The organism is Kitasatospora herbaricolor, assembly GCF_030813695.1.
GTDB classification, from domain to species: domain Bacteria; phylum Actinomycetota; class Actinomycetes; order Streptomycetales; family Streptomycetaceae; genus Kitasatospora; species Kitasatospora herbaricolor.
This window is the reverse complement of the sequence record NZ_JAUSVA010000002.1, coordinates 6,934,091-6,954,707: the sequence shown is the minus strand read 5'-3', so window position 1 is coordinate 6,954,707 and position 20,617 is coordinate 6,934,091. Positions and strand designations below refer to the sequence as shown.

Genomic DNA, 20,617 nt, shown 5'->3' with positions numbered 1-20,617 from the left:
TGGGGGCGGGAGCTGCGGGCCGGGTGGGGCCGGCGCGGGCGCGGGGCGGGGTCAGTGCGCCCCGGCACCGGCCAGCTGGGTGATGATGCCCAGGCGGTCGGGCAGCACGTTGTAGCGGACCACCTTGCCGTCCTGGATGGTCAGCGTGCTGATGCTGAAGCCGCTGAACGGCTTGCCGGTGGCCGGCACCCCGAAGACCGGGCCCGCGTGGGTGCCCTCGATCCGCCAGAAGGCGATCACCCGGTCGCCCTCGGCCACCAGGTCCTCGACGGTGGCGCGGACGTCCGGCACGTTGGCCCAGAGCACCCGCAGGTGCCCGACGAAGTCCTCCCGGGTACCGGTGCCGCCCGGGCCCACCACGGTCTCGTCGGCCGCGTCCTCGGCGATCAGCTCCTCCAGCAGGTCGATCCGCTGCTCGCTGACCAGCTCGTGGTAGTAGCGGCGGACCAGGGCCTTGTTGTCCTCGATGGTGCTCATGTCTCTCCTCGTCGAAAAACGGATCGGTGGGCGGACGGAAAGGGGAATCAGGAGGTGCGGGCGGGCGGCGGCAGGATGCCGCCGTTGGCGCTCAGCCCGCCGTCGACCGGGACGGTCACGCCGGTCACGTACGAGGCGGCCGGGGAGGTCAGGAACCAGATCACCTCGGCCTGCTCGCGGGCGTCGGCCCAGCGCTGGGCCGGGATCCTGCTGGTGATCAGGCGGGAGAACTGCGGGTCGGCGACCTGGCTGCCGGTCATCGCGGTCACCGTGCCGCCGGGCGCGATGGCGTTGATCCGGATGTCCTGGGCCGCGTAGTCGATCGCGGCGGCCCGGACCAGGTTGATCACGGCCGCCTTGGTCGCGTTGTAGCCCCAGGTGCCGGGGTCGCCGCGCAGCCCGGACACCGAGGACGTCGCCACGATCGAGCCGCCGCCGGCCGCCCGCAGGGCCGGCACCGCCGCCCGGATGCCCAGTGCGACGCCGCGCACGTTCACCGCGAACAGCCGGTCGAAGCGCTCGATCGACCCGGGCGACTCCAACGGCCCCGCCCCGCCGATCCCGGCGTTGAGCACCGCCGCGTCCAGCCGCCCGAACCGCTCCAGGGCGAGCCGCACCGCCCCCGCGTTGGTCTCCTCGGTGGAGACGTCCCCGACCAGGGTCGCCACGCCGTCCAGCTTCTCCAGCTCGCCGAGACCGCGCTCGTCCACGTCGACCGCGACCACGTTGTGCCCGCGCTCCGCGTACAGCCGGACCGTCGCCTCGCCGATGCCGGACGCCGCGCCGGTGACCAGTACTACCGGGTTGACCATTCCTGTTCCCTCTTCTCGATCCACTGCCGGACGGCGTCCGCCGTCGTCGGGGTGTGCTGCTCCAGCACGGTGAAGTGGTCGCCGGGGACGTCCACCACCTCGTGCTGGACGGGCCAGTACGCGCGCCAGTCGTGCCGCCCGGTCGGGTCGATCACGGTGCCGCGCAGGGGGGTGTCCGCCCGGACGGCCAGCGTCGGGGTGGTGATCTCCTCGGGGCGCCAGTCGGCGAAGACGGTGTTGTACCCGCCCATCGAGGTGAGGCTGGCGTCGCTCCAGACCATGTCGTACTGCTCGATCCGGTCGAGCATCCCGCTGAGCATGGCGGTCAGCCACCACTCGCCCATGCCCTCCCGGACCGCGCTGTCGACGGGGTAGGCGTCGATCAGCGCCAGACCCGCCACCGACCGGCCCTCCGCCTCCAGCCGGGCCGCCACCGCGTGCGCCACGCAGCCGCCCATCGACCGGCCGACGATCACGAACGGCCGCTCTTCGCCGAGCAGTTGCCGCACCGTGTCGACCTGCATCCGCAGATAGGTGTCGAGGTTGTCCGGCAGGTGGTCGTCCGGCGCCCAGCCGGGCGAGGGCAGCACGAACACATCGCGCTCGCCCTGGAAGGTGTGGCCGAAGCGGGCGTACTCGTGCGGACCCGAGATGGCGCTCAGGGCGGGGAAGCAGACCACCGCCAACTCGCCCTCACCCGAGGCCAGCCGGATCGGCGCCAGGGTGTGCGCGGCCCGCTCCTCGGCGGGGAACCGGGCCCGCAGCGCCGAGGCGACGCCGATCAGCGCGGAGGCCTCGGCGAAGCTGCCCTGGGCGGCGAGCGCCCGGTACAGCGAGGAGAGCGGGTGCTGCGGCTCCGCCGCCGGGCCGGCCGCCACCGGCGTCGCCGGCTGCTCGGCCAGGTCGCCCAGCAACTCCCGCAGGTGGGCGGCGAGCACGGCCGGCGTCGGATGGTCGAAGGTGACCGTCGGCGGCAGCCGCAGGCCGGTCAGCGCGGTGAGGCGGTTGCGCAGTTCGACGGCCGAGAGCGAGTCCAGGCCCAGGTCGTTGAACGGGCGGGCGCCCGTCACCGCCTCGGCGTCCGCGCCCAGCACACCGGCCACCTCGGCCCGCACCAGCTCCAGCAGCACGGCCTCGCGCTCCGGCTCGCCGAGCCCGGCCAGCCTGGCCGGCAGCGCCGGACCGTCCTGGGCCGCGGCCCGGGCGGCCCGGCGGGCCGGCCGGACCAGACCGCGCAGCAGCGCCGGCACGGGCTGCCCGGAGCGCTGGACGGCCGCCAGGTCCAGCGGCGCCGGCACCAGGTAGGGGGTGTCCAGCAGGGCAGCAGCCTCCAGGAGTTCGGCGCCCTGCTGGTCGGAGATCAGCCGGACGCCGGCCCGGGCCGCGCGCCTCAGGTCGGCCTCGCCCAGGTGGGCGGTGACCCCGCTGGCGCGGGCCCACTGGCCCCAGGCCAGGGACTGCGCCGGCAGGCCCTCGGCGTGCCGGTGGGCGGCCAGCGCGTCCAGGAAGGTGTTCGCCGCCGCGTACGAGCCCTGACCGGGCCCGCCGAGGACGGCGGCGACCGAGGAGTAGAGGACGAAGGCGGCCAGGTCCGGGTTGTCGCGGGTAAGTTCGTGCAGGTGCCGGGCGCCGTCGGCCTTCGGGCCGAAGACGGTGTCCAGCCGCTCGGGGGTGAGCGCGCCGATCACACCGTCGTCCACCACGCCGGCGGTGTGCACGACCGCGGTCAGCGGATGCTCCGCCGGGATGCCGGCCAGCACCGCCGCCAGCGCCTCCCGGTCGGCGGTGTCCGCCGCCGCGAAGGTCACCGAAGCACCCAGCCCGGCCAGTTCGGCCGCACCCGGCGCATCCGCGCCGCTGCGCGAGACCAGCAGCAGATGCCGCACCCCGCGCTCCGCCACCAGATGCCGGGCCAGCACCCCGGCCAACGCGCCGGTGCCACCGGTGATCAGCACCGTCCCCTCCGGGTCCCACGCCCGCCCGGCCGACGCCGCCACCGCCACCCGGGCCAGCCGGGGGACCCACACCGTCCCGGCCCGGACGGCGAGTTGCGGCTCCTCGGCGGCCAGCGCCGAGGCCACGGCGGCGGGCAGCGCGCTCGCCGAGTCCGGGTGCCCGTCCAGGTCCAGCAGCAGGATCCGGCCCGGGTGCTCCGCCTGCGCCGAGCGCAGCAGACCCCAGACGGGCGCCAGCGCCAGGTCGGGCCGCTCCCCCTCGGCCACGGCGACCGCACCCCTGGTCACCACGACCAGCCGGGCGGACTCCCAGCGCTCCTCGGACACCCACTCCTGCACCAGGGCCAGCGCGTCGCGCAGCGCCGTCCGGGGCTCCTGGTGCCCCTCCAGGCCGACGGCCAGCCAGGCGCGGCTCTCGGCACCCGGCTCGACCGAGCCGAGATCCGGGTAGGGCCCGGCGCCGGGCACCGCGCCGGCGGGACCGGTGACCGGCGGCAGCACCGCCCAGTCCAGCTGGAACAACGCGTCCCGGTCGCCCGTCCTGGCCGGCTCCAGCTGGGCCGCCGACACCAGCCGGGCCAGCAGCCCCTCCACCGTGGCGACCGGCGCGCCGGTCTCGTCGGCGGCCTCGACCGAGATCGCCTCGGGGCCGGTGCGGCGCAGCCGCACCCGCAGGGCGGCCGCCCCGGCGGCGTGCAGGCGCACACCCGTGTAGGCGAACGGCAGCCGGCTGGAGCCCGCCGGGGTGTCCAGCAGGCCGTGGTGGGCGGTGATGTGCACGGCGGCGTCCAGCAGGGCGGGGTGCAGGCCGAAGCGGCCGGCCTCCTCGCGCGGGGCCTCCGGCAGGGCGACCTCGGCGTAGAAGGTGTCGCCGTCCCGCCAGGCCGCCCGGAGGCCCTGGAAGGCCGGGCCGTAGGCGAGTCCGGCGGCGGTGAGGTCCTGGTAGACCTGCTCGACCGGGAGTTGCTCGGCACCTGCCGGCGGCCAGGCGGTGAGGTCGAAGGCCGGCTCGCCCGAGGTGGGCAGCAGGGTGCCGGAGGCGTGCCGCTGCCAGTCTCCGTCCTCGGTGCGGGAGTGGATGGCGACCGGCCGGGCGCCGGACTCGTCCGGGGCGCCGGCGGAGACCTGGAGCTGGACGGCGGCGCGCTCGGGCAGCAACAGCGGCGCCTCCACCACCAGCTCGTCCACGGTGCTCGCGCCGACCTCGTCGCCGGCCCGGACGGCCAGCTCCAGGAGGGCGGTACCGGGGACGATCACGGTGCCCTGGACGGCGTGGTCGGCGAGCCAGGGGTGGGTGCGCAGCGAGAGACTGCCGGTGAGCAACACGCCGTCCGCGTCGGGCCGGGCGACGATCGCGCCGAGCAGCGGGTGCCCGGCGGTGCCGAGGCCGAGGCCGGCGGCGTCGGCCGACTGCGCGGAGCCGGGCTCCAGCCAGTAGCGACGGCGCTGGAAGGGGTAGGTCGGCAGGTCCACCCGCCGGGGGGCGGCGTCCGCGAACAGCCCCGTCCAGTCGACGGCCCGGCCGTGGACGTGCACCCGGCCGAGGGCGGTCAGGGCGGTCACGGTCTCGGACCTGTCCCGGCGCAGGGCGGGGACGGCGACCGGGTCGGTCAGGGTCTCCTGGACCAGCGCGGACAGCGTGCCGTCCGGCCCCAGCTCCACGAAGGTCGTCACCCCGTTCGCGTCCAACTCCCGCACCACATCCGCGAAACGCACCGCCTCACGGACATGCCGCACCCAGTACCGCGGATCGGTGATCTCCTGCACCGTGGCGACCCGCCCCGTCAGGTTCGACACCACCGGGATCCGCGGCGCCGAGAACGACAGCGAGGCCGCCACCGCACCGAACTCCTCCAACATCCCGTCCATGTGCGCCGAATGGAACGCGTGACTCACCCGCAACCGACGCGTCCTACGCCCCCGCTCCGCAAAAAGCTCCCCCAGCGCCAGCACCGGCGCCTCGTCACCCGACACCACCACCGACGAAGGACCGTTCACCGCCGCCACCGACACACCCACGGACAGCGCCGCCAACACCTCCTCCTCCGACGCCTGCACCGCCACCATCGCCCCACCCGACGGCAACGCCTGCATCAACCGCGCCCGCGCCGCCACCAGCACCGCCGCATCCGCCAACGACAACACCCCGGCCACATGCGCCGCCGACAACTCACCGATCGAATGCCCCGACACGAAATCCGGCCGCACACCCCACGACTCGAACAACCGGAACAGCGCCACCTCCACCGCGAACAAGGCCGGCTGCGTCAGACCCGTCTGCTCCAGACCACGACCCGACTCCACCACCTCCGCCAACGACACACCCAGCAACGGATCCAACTCCGCCGCCACCGCACCGAAAGCCTCCGCGAACACGGGATGGGCCTCGGCCAGCTCGCGGCCCATCCCGGCCCGCTGACTCCCCTGCCCGGTGAACAGGAACGCCAGCGAACCCGCTCCCACCGCCGAACCGGTGAGCCCGCCGCCGGCCGCCACCGCGTCCAGTCCGGCCAGGTAGCCGGCCCGGTCATCGGCGACGACCACCGTCCGCTCGTCCAGCCGGGCCCGTGCGGTGGCCAGGGTGAACCCGACGTCCGCCAGGCCCAGTTCCTCGTCGGCGCGGACCCGCTCGGCCAGCCGGGCCGCCTGCTCGCGCAGCGCCTCCGGCGTCCGGGCGGAGAGCACCCAGGGGCGCGGACGCACGGCGGCCGGAGCCGGCGCGGGCGCCTGCTCCTCCTCGGCCGCCGGGGCCTCGTCCGCCGGGGCCTGCTCGATCACCACGTGCGCGTTGGTGCCGCTGGCGCCGAAGGCGGAGACACCCACCCGGCGCGTCCCCTCCACCGGCCACGGCCGGGCCTCGGTCAGCAGCCGGACCGCGCCCGCCGACCAGTTGACGTACGGGGTGGGCTCCTCGGCGTGCAGCGTCCGCGGCAGGACACCGTTACGGATCGCCTGGACCGACTTGATCACGCCCGCCACCCCGGCGGCCGCCTGGGTGTGGCCGATGTTGGACTTCAATGAGCCCAGCCAGAGCGGCTGGTCGGCCGGGCGGTCCTGCCCGTAGGTGGCGATCAGCGCCTGCGCCTCGATCGGGTCGCCGAGCGAGGTTCCGGTGCCGTGCGCCTCCACCGCGTGGACGTCCGCCGCCGTCAGCCGGGCGTTCTCCAGGGCCTGCCGGATCACCCGCTGCTGGGCCGGCCCGCTGGGCGCCGTCAGCCCGTTGGACGCGCCGTCCTGGTTGACCGCCGAGCCGCGCAGCACCGCCAGCACCTCGTGGCCGTTGCGCCGGGCGTCCGACAGTCGCTCGACCAGCAGCAGGCCCACGCCCTCCGCCCAGCCGGTGCCGTCCGCGCCGGCGCCGAAGGCCTTGCAGCGGCCGTCCGCCGACAGTCCGCGCTGGCGGGAGAACTCCACGAACCCCTGCGGGCTGGCCATGATGCTCACGCCGCCAGCGAGGGCCAGGTCCGACTCCCCCGAGCGGAGCGACTGCGCCGCCAGGTGCAGGGCCACCAGCGAGGAGGAGCAGGCCGTGTCAACCGTCACCGCCGGGCCCTCGAACCCGAAGGAGTACGAGATCCGGCCCGAGGCCACGCTGTCCAGCCCGCCGATGCCGAGGTACCCCTCCAACTCGCCCGGGGCGTCGTGCATCCGGGGCGTGTAGTCGCCGCCGGCGATGCCCGCGAAGACGGCCGTCCGGCTGCCCTTGAGCCCGGTCGGGTCGATCCCGGCGCGCTCGAAGGCCTCCCAGGCGGTCTCCAGCAGCAGCCGGTGCTGCGGGTCGGTGGCCAGTGCCTCGCGCGGGGAGATCCCGAAGAACTCGGCGTCGAAGTCGGCGACGCTGTCGAGGAAGCCGCCGTGCCGGGTGTACGAGGTGCCGGTGTGGTCCGGGTCCGGGTCGTAGAGGCCCGCCAGGTCCCAGCCGCGGTCGTCGGGGAACTCCGAGACGGTGTCCACGCCGCCCGCGACCACCTGCCAGAGGTCCTCCGGCGAGGCGATCCCGCCCGGGAGGCGGCAGGCCATGCCGATGATGGCGATCGGCTCCCGACGGCCGGACTCGACCTCCTGGAGGCGCTTCTGGGCCTGCCGGGCGTCGGCGAGTGCCCGCTTCAGGTACTCGCGGAGCTTCTGGTCGTTGGACATTACTGCCTCTCACATCTCACGTCGGGCACAGCGCACTTCGGGTGCTTCAGATCGGTACTGCTCGGATCGGTACTGCTCAGGTCAGGTGCGGCCGCGGGCCGGGCCGGGCGCGACCCGCGTCGCGCCCGGCCCGCTCCGCGCGGGTCACAGGGACTCGGCGCCCCGGTCCATCAGCTCGAACAGCTCCTCGTCGGTCGCCGTTTCGAGGTCCAGCTCGTCCTCCACCGAGAGCAGCGCGTCGCCGGTGTCCCAGCGGTCCACCAGGGCCCGCAGGCGGGCCAGCACGGAGTCCCGGTCCTCGTCCTCGCCGGCCGGCGCGGCCAGCGCGTCCTCCAGCGCGGACAACGAGGCCAGCACCGTCAGCGGCTCCGACTCCCCTCCCGCCGCAGGCAGTTCGGCCACCACGTAGGCGGCCACCGCCGCCGGGGTCGGGTGGTCGAAGACCAGCGTGGCCGGGAGCTCCAGGCCGGTCGCGGCACCGATCCGGTTCCGCAGCTCGACGGCGGTCAGCGAGCTGAGGCCGAGATCGCGGAAGGCCTTGTCCGCCGCGACCCCCGCGGTGCCGGTGTGCCCGAGCACCAAGGCCGCCTCGGTGCGCACCAGCTCCAGCAGGACTTCCTCGCGCTCGGCGGCGGCCAGCCCGGCCAGCCGGCCCAGCCAGGCCGCCTCGGCCGGGGCGGCCTGCGCCGCGGCCAGGCCCAGCGCGCCGCCGACCGTGCTGTTGGAGACGGTCGCGTCCAGCCAGTACCGCTGCCGCTGGAAGGCGTAGGTCGGCAGCTCCACCCGGCGGGCGCCGGTCCCGGCGAAGACCGCCGGCCAGTCCACCGGCACGCCGCGCACGTACAGTTCGGCCGCCGAGGCGAGGAACCGGTCGAGTCCGCCCTGGTCGCGGCGGAGCGAGCCGACCGCCACCGTGCCGCGCGCCGCACCGGCCGACTCCAGGGTCTCCTGCAGCGGGACGGTGAGCACCGGGTGCGGGCTGACCTCGACGAAGGTGCTGTGCCCCTGCGCGGCCAGCGCCCGGGTCGCCTCCTCGAAGCGGACGGTCTCGCGCAGGTTGGTCACCCAGTACCGGGCGTCCAGCCCCGAGGTGTCGAACCAGTCGCCGGTCACCGTGGAGAGCAGCGGCACCGTACCGGTGCGCGGCCGGACCGGGGCGAGCAGGTCGAGCAGTTCCGCCCGCAGGTCGTCGACCTGGGCCGAGTGCGAGGCGTAGTCCACCTGGATCAGCCGGGCCCGGACGGCCTCGTCCTGGTACTCGGCGACCAGCTCGGCCAGCGCCTCCGGCTCCCCCGACACCACCACCGAGGACGGGCCGTTCACCACCGCGACGGACAGCCGCCCGCCCCAGCGGTCGATCCGGGCGGCCACCTCGGCGGCCGGCAGCGCCACCGAGGCCATCCCGCCACGGCCGGACAGGGCGAGGATCGCCCGGCTGCGCAGCGCCACCACCCGGGCGCCGTCCTCCAGCGTCAGGCCGCCCGCCACCACCGCGGCGGCGATCTCGCCCTGGCTGTGGCCGACCACCGCGTCCGGGCGCACCCCGTAGGCCTGCCACAGTTCGGCGAGCGAGACCATCACGGCCCAGAGCACCGGCTGCACCACGTCCACCCGGTTCAGGCCGGGGGCGCCGTCGGCGCCGCGCAGCACGTCCAGCAGCGACCAGTCGGTGTGCGGGGCGAGGGCCTCGGCGCAGGCCTCGATCCGGTCGGCGAAGACCGGCGCGGAGTCGAGCAGTCCGACCGCCATCGCGGCCCACTGCGACCCCTGGCCGGGGAAGACGAACACGGTCTTCCCGGTGAGGTCCGCGGTGCCGCGCACCAGGCCGGCGGCGGACTCGCCGCGGGCCAGGGCCGGCAGGCCGGCCGGGTCGCCGATGACGACGGCCCGCTCCTCCAGCGCGGCCCGGGTGGTCACCAGCGAGTAGGCGGTGTCCACCGCGGCGGCTCCGCCGTCCAGGTGGCCGGCGAGCCGGCCGGCCTGCTCCTGGAGCGCCTGCGGCGTACGGCCGGAGAGCACCCACGGGAGGACCGGCGGGGTGGTGGCCGGCGTCTCCTCGACGAGGGCGTCGGGGGCCTGCTCGATGATGACGTGCGCGTTGGTGCCGCTGACGCCGAAGGAGGACACCGCGGCCCGGCGAGGCGCGCCGGTCTGCGGCCAGTCCCGCGCCTCGGTCAGCAGCTCGACCTCGCCGGAGGCCCAGTCCACGTACGGGGAGGGCTCGTCCACGTGCAGCGTCTTCGGCAGCACGCCGTGGCGGATCGCCTGCACCATCTTGATCACGCCGGCCGCGCCGGCCGCGGCCTGGGTGTGGCCGATATTGGACTTCAACGAGCCCAGCCAGAGCGGCCGTTCGCCCGACCGCTGCTGCCCGTAGGTGGCCAGCAGGGCCTGTGCCTCGATCGGGTCGCCGAGGGTGGTGCCGGTGCCGTGGCCCTCCACCGCGTCCACCTGCTCCGGGCTTAGCCCGGCGTTGACCAGCGCCTGGCGGATCACCCGCTGCTGGGCCGGGCCGCTGGGCGCGGTCAGGCCGTTGGACGCGCCGTCCTGGTTGACCGCCGTCCCCCGGACCACGGCCAGCACCCGGTGCCCGAGCCGGCGGGCGTCCGAGAGCCGCTCGACCAGCAGCAGGCCGACGCCCTCCGCCCAGCCGGTGCCGTCCGCCGCCCCCGCGTACGCCTTGCAGCGCCCGTCGGTGGAGAGCGCCTTCTGCCGGCTGAACTCCACGAAGGTGGTCGGGGTGGACATCACCGCCACGCCACCGGCCAGGGCGAGGTCGCACTCGCCGCTGCGCAGCGACTGCGCGGCCAGGTGCAGCGCCACCAGCGAGGAGGAGCAGGCCGTGTCGACGGTGACCGCCGGGCCCTCGAAGCCGAAGGAGTAGGAGATCCGGCCCGAGGCGACGCTGCCGGCGGTGCCGTTGCCGAGCCAGCCCTCCAGTTCGGCCGGGATCTCCCGCACCCGCGGGGCGTAGTCGTGGTACATCACACCGGCGAACACGCCTGTCCGGCTGCCGCGCAGAGCGTTCGGGTCCAGTCCGGCGCTCTCCAGCGCCTCCCAGCCGGTCTCCAGCAGCAGCCGCTGCTGCGGGTCCGTGGCGAGCGCCTCGCGCGGCGAGATGCCGAAGAACTCGGCGTCGAAGTCGGCGGCCCGCTCCAGGAACCCGCCGTGCCGGGTGTACGAGGTGCCGGGCTTGGACGGGTCCTCCGAGTAGAGCGACTCCAGGTCCCAGCCGCGGTCGTCGGGGAACTCCGAGACGGCGTCCCGGCCTTCGGCGACCAGCTGCCACAGCTCGTCCGGCGAGGTCACCCCTCCGGGCAGCCGGCAGGCCATGCCGACGATCGCGATCAGCTCGTCCTCGGGGCGCCCGGCCGCCGGGGCGGCGGCCGCGGCGACCGGGGCCGGCGCGCTGCCGAGCAGTTCCTCGCGCAGGTGCTCGGCGAGCGCCTGCGGGGTCGGGTGGTCGAACACCAGGGTCGCGGAGAGCCGCAGCCCGGTGGCCGAGTTGAGCCGGTTGCGGAGCTCGACGGCGGTCAGCGAGTCCACGCCGAGCGCGGTGAAGGCCTTGCGGGCGCCGACCGTCCCGGCATCGGTGCCGAGCACGGTGGCCACCTCGGACCGGACCAGCTCCAGCAGGGCGGTGTCCCGCTCGGCGGCGCCCGGCAGGGCGGCCAGGCGCTGGGCCAGCGAGGACGGCGTCCCCGCGCCCACCCCGGCCCGGGCCGCGCGCCGGGCCGGCCGGACCAGGCCGCGCAGCAGCGGCGCGACCGGCTCGCCCGCGGCGGCCAGGGCCGCCAGGTCGAGCGGCGAGGGCACCAGGACGGGGGCCTGGGCCTGCTGCCCGGCCGCGTCGAACAGCGCGGCGCCCTCCGCCGAGGTCAGCGGGCGGATGCCCAGCCTGGCCAGCCGGGCCAGGTCGGTACGGCTGAGCCGGCCGGTGATCCCGCTGGCCTGCTCCCACTGGCCCCAGGCCAGGGACTGCGCCGGCAGGCCCTCGGCGTGCCGGCGGGCGGCCAGCGCGTCCAGGAAGGTGTTCGCCGCCGCGTAGGCCGCCTGGCCCGGCGAGCCGAGCACCCCGGCCACCGAGGAGTAGAGGACGAAGGCGGCCAGGTCCGGGTTGTCACGGGTGAGTTCGTGCAGGTGCCAGGCGCCGTCGGCCTTCGGGCGGAGCACGGTGTCCAGCCGCTCGAGGGTGAGCGCGCCGATCACACCGTCGTCCACCACACCCGCGGTGTGCACGACCGCGGTCAGCGGATGCTCCGCCGGGATGCCGGCCAGCACCGCCGCCAGCGCCTCCCGGTCGGCGGTGTCCGCCGCCGCGAAGGTCACCGAAGCACCCAGCCCGGCCAGTTCGGCCGCACCCGGCGCATCCGCGCCGCTGCGCGAGACCAGCAGCAGATGCCGCACCCCGCGCTCCGCCACCAGATGCCGGGCCAGCACCCCGGCCAGCACCCCGGTGCCACCGGTGATCAGCACCGTCCCCTCCGGGTCCCACGCCCGCCCGGCCGACGCCGCCACCGCCACCCGGGCCAGCCGGGGGAGGTGGGCGGTACCGGCGCGCAGCGCCAGCTGGTGCTCGCCGGCGGCCAGGGCGGCCGTCACCGCGGTGGACAACACTTCGGCGGAGTCCGGGTGTTCGTCCAGGTCGAGCAGGACGATCCGGTCCGGGTTCTCGGTCTGTGCGGAGCGCAGCAGGCCCCAGACGGAGGCCGCCACCGGGTCGGGGGTCTCGTCCGGGCCGACCGCGACGGCGCCGGTGGTCACCACGACCAGCCGGGCGGCCGGCGGGTGCTCCTCGGAGACCCACTCCTGCGCCAGGGTCAGGGTGTCGGCCAGCACCGCCCGGAGCCGGGCCGGGATGTCCGCCCCCTCGGGCGCCGGCTCTCCGGCCGCCCGGACGGCGACCCAGACGCCGGCCAGGTCGTCCGGGCCGAGGGCGGCCCGGCCCGCGTGCACGGGCTGCCGCGGCGCGACCGCCCCGGGCAGTTCCAGTGCGGACCACTCCACCGTGAACAGCGAGTCGCCGTGCGCCGGCTTGGGCGCGGTGAGCCGCTCGGCGGTCACCGCCCGGGTCACCAGCGAGCCGATCGAGACCACCGGCGAGCCGTCGGCGTCGGTGGCCAGCAGGGCGAACTCCTCGGGGCCGGTGACCGAGAGCCGCACCCGCAGTTCGGCCGCGCCGGCGGCGTGCAGCGCCACCCGGCGGTAGGCGAAGGGCAGCCGGCTCCCGCCGCCCGGGACCTCGACGAGGCCGGGCAGCTGGAGGGCGGCGTCGAGCAGGGCGGGGTGCAGGCCGAACCGGCCGGCCTCCTCCCGCAGGGCCTCCGGCAGGACGGCCTCGGCGTAGAAGGTGTCGCCGTCCCGCCAGACGGTGCGCAGCCCCTGGAAGGCCGGGCCGTACGCCAGGCCGGCTGTGGCCAGGGCCTGGTAGACCTCCTCGACGGGGAGTTCCGTGGCGCCGGCGGGCGGCCATTCGGTGAGACCGGGGGCGGCCTCGGCGGGGGTGGCGAGCAGGGTGCCGGAGGCGTGGCGCTGCCAGTCTCCGTCCCCGGTCCGGGAGTGGATGGTGACGGGCCGGGCGCCGGACTCGTCCGGGGCGCCGGCCGAGACCTGGAGCTGGACGGCGGCGCGCTCGGGCAGCACCAGCGGCGCCTCCACCACCAGCTCGTCCAGGGTGCTCGCGCCGACCTCGTCGCCGGCCCGGACGGCGAGTTCGACCAGGGCCGCGCCCGGCACGATGACCGTGCCGAGGGCGACGTGGTCGGCGAGCCAGGGGTGGGTGCGCAGCGAGAGACTGCCGGTGAGCAGCACGCCGTCCGCGTCGGGCCGGGCGACGATCGCGCCGAGCAGCGGGTGGGCGGGCGCGCCGAGGCCGAGGCCGGCGGCGTCGGCGCCGCGGGCGGTGCCGGGCTCCAGCCAGTAGCGGCGGCGCTGGAAGGGGTAGGTCGGCAGGTCCACCCGGCGGGGCGAAGCCCCGGCGAACAGCGCCGTCCAGTCGGCCTGGTGGCCGTGCGTGTGGATCTGCGCCAGCGCGCTGACCGCGCTGACCGCCTCCGGCGCGTCGCGGCGCAGGGCGGGGACGGCGACCGGGTCGGTCAGGGTCTCCTGGACCAGCGCGGACAGCGTGCCGTCCGGCCCCAGCTCCACGAAGGTCGTCACCCCGTTCGCGTCCAACTCCCGCACCACATCCGCGAAACGCACCGCCTCACGGACATGCCGCACCCAGTACCGCGGATCGGTGATCTCCTGCACCGTGGCGACCCGCCCCGTCAGGTTCGACACCACCGGGATCCGCGGCGCCGAGAACGACAGCGAGGCCGCCACCGCACCGAACTCCTCCAACATCCCGTCCATGTGCGCCGAATGGAACGCGTGACTCACCCGCAACCGACGCGTCCTACGCCCCCGCGCCGCAAAAAGCTCCCCCAACGCCAGCACCGGCGCCTCGTCACCCGACACCACCACCGACGAAGGACCGTTCACCGCCGCCACCGACACACCCACGGACAGCGCCGCCAACACCTCCTCCTCCGACGCCTGCACCGCCACCATCGCCCCACCCGACGGCAACGCCTGCATCAACCGCGCCCGCGCCGCCACCAGCACCGCCGCATCCGCCAACGACAACACCCCGGCCACATGCGCCGCCGACAACTCACCGATCGAATGCCCCGACACGAAATCCGGCCGCACACCCCACGACTCGAACAACCGGAACAGCGCCACCTCCACCGCGAACAACGCCGGCTGCGTCAGACCCGTCCCGTTCAACCCCTCCCCCGACGCGATCACCTCCGCCAACGACACACCCAGCAACGGATCCAACTCCGCCGCCACCGCACCGAAAGCCTCCGCGAACACGGGGTACGAGGACGCCAACTCCGCGCCCATCCGCACCCGCTGACTGCCCTGCCCGGTGAACAGGAACGCCAGCGAACCCGCCCCCACCGCCGAACCGGTGACGATGCCGGGGGCCGATTCGCCGAGGGCCAGGGCCCGCAGGCCGGCCGGGTCGCCGATCACGACGGCCCGCTCCTCCAGCGCGGCCCGGCCGGTGACCAGGGCGTACGCGGTGTCCACCGCCCCGGCGCCGCCGTCCAGGTGGTCGGCGAGCTGCGCGGCCTGGGCCCGCAGCGCCTCCGGGGTCCGGGCGGAGAGCACCAGCGGCAGCACCGCCGGGGCGGTGACCTCGGGCTCCTCCGTCCCCTGCTCGACCGGGAGTTCAGGCGCCTGCTCGATGATGACGTGCGCGTTGGTGCCGCTGACGCCGAAGGCGGAGACCGCGGCGCGGCGCGGGCGGCCGGTCTCCGGCCAGTCCTGCTGCTCGGTGAGCAGCCGGACGGTGCCCTCGGACCAGTCCACGTGCGGGGACGGCTCGTCCACGTGCAGCGTCCTCGGCAGCGTGCCGTGCTTGAGGGCCTGCACCATCTTGATCACGCCGGCCACGCCGGCCGCGGCCTGGGTGTGGCCGATGTTGGACTTCACCGAGCCGAGCAGCAGCGGCCGGTCGGCCGGACGGTCCTGCCCGTAGGTGGCGATCAGCGCCTGCGCCTCGATCGGGTCGCCGAGGGTGGTGCCGGTGCCGTGCGCCTCCACCGCGTCCACGTCGGCGGAGCCGAGCCCGGCCACCGCGAGCGCCTCGCGGATCACCCGCTGCTGCGAGGGGCCGCTGGGCGCGGTCAGGCCGTTGGACGCGCCGTCCTGGTTGACCGCCGAGCCGCGCAGCACCGCCAGCACCTCGTGGCCGTTGCGCCGGGCGTCCGACAGTCGCTCGACCAGCAGCAGGCCCACGCCCTCCGCCCAGCCGGTGCCGTCCGCGGCGGCCGCGAAGGCCTTGCAGCGGCCGTCGGGCGACATGGCGCGCTGGCGGGAGAACTCGATGAAGGTGGTCGGGGTGGACATCACCAGCACGCCGCCCGCCACCGCCAGGTCGCTCTCGCCGGAGCGGAGCGACTGCGCGGCCAGGTGCAGGGCCACCAGCGAGGAGGAGCAGGCCGTGTCAACCGTCACCGCCGGGCCCTCGAACCCGAAGGAGTACGAGATCCGGCCCGAGGCGACACTGCCCGCGTTGCCGATGCCGAGGTAGGCCTCCAGCTCGTCCGGGACGCGCTGGGCGGTGGTGGCGTAGTCCCGGCCGGAGATCCCGGCGAAGACGCCGGTGCGGCTGCCGCGCAGCGCCACCGGGTCGATGCCGGCGCGCTCGAAGGCCTCCCAGGTGGTCTCCAGCAGGAGGCGCTGCTGCGGGTCGATGGCCGGGGCCTCCCGCGGCGGGATGCCGAAGAAGCCGGCGTCGAAGTCGGCCATGCCGTCCAGGAAACCGCCGTGCTTGGCGTACGAGGTGCCGGGGCGGTCCGGGTCGGCGCTGTACAGCCGGTCGAGGTCCCAGCCTCGGTCGGCGGGGAACTCGGTGAGGGCGTCCACGCCGTCGCTGACCAGCCGCCAGAGGTCCTCCGGCGAGGCGACCCCGCCGGGGAAGCGGCAGGCCATGCCGACGATCGCGATCGGGTCGTCGTCGACGGCCCGGGTGGGGACGGGCAGGCTCGGCGCGGTGGACTCGGTGCCCCACAGCTCGCCGGCCAGCCAGTCGGTGAGCGCGGCGGGCGTCGGGTGGTCGAAGACCACGGTGGCGGGCAGCCGGCGGCCGGTGGCGGCGCCCAGGCGGTTGCGGAACTCGACGGCGGTCAGCGAGTCGAAGCCCTGGTTGCGGAAGGCCTTGGCCGGGTCGACGGCCTCCGCCGAGCGGTGGCCCTGGACGGCGGCGGCCTGCGCGCGGACCACGGCCAGCAGCGCGCGGCGGCGCTCCGACGCGGGCACGGCGGCCAGCCGGGCGCCCGCGTCCTCACCGCTCGGAGCGGCCGGGCTCTGCGCCAGAGCCTCCCGGACGCCGGGGAGTTCGGCGGCCAGCGGGTGGGTGCGGCCCCGGTAGAAGACCGGCCAGTCGACGTCGGCGACCACCAGGTGGGACTCGCCGTGGTCGAGGATCTGGCCGAGCACGGCGACGGCGGGCTCGGGCGGCAGCGAGACCAGCCCGTGCCGCAGCAGCTGCGCGTCGGCGCCCGCGTCGGCGATGCCGGCCCCGGCCCAGTGGCCCCAGGCCACCGAGGTGGCGGGCAGTCCTGCGGCCGTCCGCTGCGCGGCGAGCGCGTCCAGGTAGGCGTTGCCGGGCGCGTAGTTGGCCTGGCCGGGGATGCCGGACAGGCCGGCCACCGAGGAGAACAGCACGAACGCGGAGAGGTCCAGCCCGGCGGTCAGCTCGTGCAGGTGCCGGGCCGCGCCGACCTTGGCGCGCAGCGCGAGGTCGAGCTGTGCGGGGGTGAGGGTCGGGATCAGGCCGTCGTGCAGGGCGGCGGCGGTGTGCACCACGGCCTTGAGCGGGTGCTCGGCGGGTACCGCGGCCAGCACCGCGGCCAGCTCCGCGCGGTCGGCCACGTCGGCGGCCGCGAAGCTGACCCGGGTGCCCAGGGCCGCCAGCTCGGCGGCGAGTTCGGTGGCGCCGGGGGCGTCCGCGCCGCGCCGGCTGACCAGCAGCAGGTGGTCGGCGCCGCGGCCGGCCAGCCAGCGGGCGACGTGCCCGCCGAGGGCGCCGGTGCCGCCGGTGATCAGGGTGGTGCCGCGCGGGCTCCAGGGCTCGCGGGCGGCCTCGCCGCCGAGCGGGGCCGGCACCAGGCGGCGGGCGAAGGCGCCGGCGGGGCGGAGCGCCAGCTCGGCCTCGCGGTCGGGGCCGGTGGCGGCCAGCAGGCCGGTGAGGCGCTGCCAGTCCCGCTCGTCCGGGGCCGCCGGCAGGTCGACGAGTCCGCCCCACTGGGCCGGGCTCTCCACGGCGAGGATCGCGCCGAAGCCCCAGAGCAGGGCCTGCGCGGGGTCGGTCACCGCGTCCGAGGGGCCGGTGGAGACGGCTCCCCGGCTGAGGAACCAGAGCGGGACGGTGAGCCCGGCGTCGTCCAGGGCCTGGGTCAGGGTGACGTTGGCCGCGTACGAGCGGGGCACCGCCGCGAACTCCGGGTGGCTGCCGTCGGCGAGGGCCAGCAGCGAGACCACGCCGGCGAGCGGCCCGGCCGCGGCCGCGCGCAGCGCCTCCGCCGCAGCGGCCCGGTCGGTGCCGACCGTGACGGCGCCGACCTCGGCGCCGGCGGCGGTCAGCTCCCGGGTCAGCGCGCCGACCCAGGCGTGGCCGCTGTGCTCCTCGGGGACGGCCAGCAGCCAGTGGCCGGCGAGCCGGCCGGCGGCGGTGCCGGTGACGGGGCGCCAGAGCACCCGGTGCCGCCAGGCGTCGGCCGTGGAGGCCGTCCGGCGGCGTTCCCACCAGGAGGCCAGGGCGGGCAGCACCGGGCCGATCTGGGCGTCCTGGACGCCGATGGCCTCGGCGAGCCGGCCGGCGTCCTGCCCGGTGACCAGCTCCCAGAACGGGTCGTCCGCCGCGCCGCCGCCGGCCGTGGTCAGCTGCTCGGGGGACTTGGTGGCGTCCAGCCAGTAGCGCTGCCGCTGGAAGGCGTAGGTGGGCAGGTCGACGCGGCGCGGCCGGGAGCCGGCGAAGGCCGCCGACCAGTCCACCTGGACGCCGCGGACGTACAGCTCGGCGACCGAGGTCAGCCAGCGCGAGCGGCCGCCCTGGTCGCGGCGGAGTGAGCCGACCACGGCGGCGCCGCGGGCGCCGGCCGCGTCCAGGGTGTCCTCGATCGCGCCGGTCAGCACCGGGTGCGGGCTGACCTCGACGAAGACGGTGTGACCGTCGGCGGCGAGGGCCCGGGTGGCCTGCTCGAAGCGGACGGTGCGGCGGAGGTTCTCGAACCAGTAGGCGGCGTCCAGGGTGGCGGTGTCCTGCCAGTCCCCGGTGACGGTGGAGACCAGCGGGATCTCGCCGGCCCGCGGGCGGACCGGGGCCAGCAGTTCGGCGAGTTCGCCGCGCAGCGGGTCGGTCTGCGCGGAGTGCGAGGCGTAGTCGATGGCGACCGGGCGGACCCGGACCCCCTCGGCGGTGTACTGCCCGGTGAGCTCGGCCAGCGCGTCCAGGTCGCCCGAGACCACCACCGAGGACGGACCGTTCAGCACGCCGATGGAGAGCCGGCCGGCCCAGGCGGCGAGCCGGGGCTCGACCGCGGCGAGCGGGAGCGGGACGGCGACCATGCCGCCCTTGCCGGAGATGGTGGCCAGGGCCTGGGCCCGCAGGGCGACGATCCGGGCGGCGTCCTCCAGGGTCAGGGCGCCGGCCACGTAGGCGGCGGCGACCTCGCCCTGGCTGTGGCCGACCACCGCGTCGGGTCGGACCCCGTAGGACTTCCAGAGTTCGGCGAGCGAGACCATCACGGCCCACAGGGCGGGCTGCAGGACGTCCACCCGGTCCGGGTCGGGGCCGCCCTCGACGCCGTGCAGGACCTCCAGCAGCGACCAGTCGGTCCAGGGCGCCAGGGCGGTCGCGCAGGCCTCGACGTGCGCGGCGAAGACCGGTTCGGCGGCGAGCAGCCCGGCGGCCATGCCGGCCCACTGGGAGCCCTGGCCGGGGAAGACGAAGACCACCTTGCCGTCCGCGTCGGCCCGGCCGCGCACGGTGCCGGGGGCCTCCGCGCCGTCGGCGAGGGCCCGCAGGCCGACCTGGTCGCCGATCAGCACGGCCCGCTCCTCCAGCGCGGCGCGGGTGGTGGCCAGCGAGAACGCGGTGTCGAGCGCCCGGGCGTCGTCCTGCGCGGCGCCGCCCGCGGCCAGGTGACCGGCCAGCTTCGCGGCCTGGGCCCGCAGCGCCTCGGGCGTACGGGCCGAGAGCACCCAGGGCAGGACGGCGGGGAGCACCCGCTCCGCCTCCTCGGCCGGGGCCTCGGGGGCCTGCTCGATGATGACGTGGGCGTTGGTGCCGCTGACGCCGAAGGCGGAGACCGCGGCGCGGCGCGGGCGGTCCAGCTCGGGCCAGTCGCGGGCCTCGGTGAGCAGCCGGACGGTGCCCTCGGACCAGTCCACGTGCGGCGACGGCTCGTCCACGTGCAGGCTCTTCGGCAGCACGCCGTGGCGCAGCGACTGGATCACCTTGATCACGCCGGCCACCCCGGCGGCCGCCTGGGTGTGGCCGATGTTGGACTTCAACGAGCCGAGCCAGAGCGGCCGGTCGGCCGTGCGGCCCTGACCGTAGGTGGCGATCAGCGCCTGCGCCTCGATCGGGTCGCCGAGCCGGGTGCCGGTGCCGTGCGCCTCCACCGCGTCCACGTCGCCGGTGCCGAGGCCGGCCGCCGCCAGCGCCTCGCGGATCACCCGCTGCTGCGAGGGGCCGCTGGGCGCGGTGAGCTGGCTGCTGCGGCCGTCCTGGTTGACGGCGGAGCCGCGCAGCACGGCGAGCACCCGGTGGCCGAGCCGCCGGGCGTCGGAGAGCTTCTCCAGCACCAGGACGCCGGCGCCCTCGCCCCAGCCGGTGCCGTCGGCGGCGCCCGCGAAGGGCTTGCAGCGGCCGTCGGGGGCCAGGCCCCGCTGGCGGCTGAACTCGATGAACATGCCGGGCGCGGCGAGCACGGTGGCCCCGCCGGCCAGCGCCAGCGAGCACTCGCCGCCGCGCAGCGCCTGGGCGGCGAGGTGCAGGGCGACCAGGGAGGAGGAGCAGGCGGTGTCGACGGTGACGGCCGGGCCCTCCAGGCCGAGGGTGTACGCGATCCGGCCGGAGGCGACGCTGGTGGTGGTGCCGGTCAGCACGTAGCCGTCGGTCTTCTCGGCGGGCAGGTGGTGCAGGCTCGGGCCGTACTCCTGGGAGATGACGCCGGCGAACACGCCGGTGCGGCTGCCGCGCAGCTCGGTCGGGTCGATCGAGGCGTGCTCCAGCGCCTCCCAGGCGGTCTCCAGCAGCAGCCGCTGCTGCGGGTCCGCGGCGAGCGCCTCGCGCGGCGATATCCCGAAGAAGCCGGCGTCGAACTCGCCCGCGTCGTAGAGGAATCCGCCCTCGCGGGCGTAGCTGCGGCCGGGGCGGTCGGGATCCGGGTCGTACAGGTTGTCCAGGTCCCAGCCGCGGTCGGCGGGGAACGGGCCGATCGCGTCGCGCTCCTCGGTCAGCAGCTGCCAGACGTCGTCCGGGCTGCGGACCTCGCCCGGTAGCCGGCAGGCCATCCCGACGATCGCGATGGGCTCGTGACCGGGCTCCTGGGGCTGCGACTTCGCCTCGGCCTCGGCCAGCCGGCGACGGGTCTGCTGCAGCTCGGCGGCGACCCGGTTGAGGTAGTCGCGGAGCTTCTCCTCGTTGGTGGTCATGTGGTGCCGCCTCTC

At 76.2% G+C, this 20,617-nt stretch carries 3 protein-coding genes and 1 pseudogene; all 4 read right to left on the bottom strand.

The window, feature by feature from the left end; translation table 11 throughout:
- Nucleotides 1-51: 51 nt before the first annotated feature.
- The 4 genes and pseudogenes from J2S46_RS30310 to J2S46_RS30295 all read right to left on the bottom strand — a co-directional run bounded on the left by J2S46_RS30310 (nucleotide 52) and on the right by J2S46_RS30295 (nucleotide 20,602).
- Nucleotides 52-477, bottom strand: a complete 426-nt coding sequence (locus tag J2S46_RS30310) for an ester cyclase (protein ID WP_191287754.1) — start codon at nucleotides 475-477, stop codon at nucleotides 52-54.
- A 47-nt stretch (nucleotides 478-524) separates the two neighbouring features.
- Nucleotides 525-1,289: an SDR family NAD(P)-dependent oxidoreductase gene (locus J2S46_RS30305; protein WP_191287753.1), complete on the bottom strand. Its 765-nt coding sequence runs from the start codon at nucleotides 1,287-1,289 to the stop codon at nucleotides 525-527.
- A pseudogene (locus tag J2S46_RS30300) lies at nucleotides 1,274-7,366 on the bottom strand (type I polyketide synthase); the annotation flags it as partial. The gene J2S46_RS30305 and the pseudogene J2S46_RS30300, both read right to left, overlap by 16 nt.
- 162 nt (nucleotides 7,367-7,528) lie before the next feature.
- Nucleotides 7,529-20,602, bottom strand: coding sequence for a type I polyketide synthase (locus J2S46_RS30295; RefSeq protein WP_307351762.1), 13,074 nt, complete (start codon nucleotides 20,600-20,602; stop codon nucleotides 7,529-7,531).
- Between the last annotated feature and the right edge of the window lie 15 nt (nucleotides 20,603-20,617).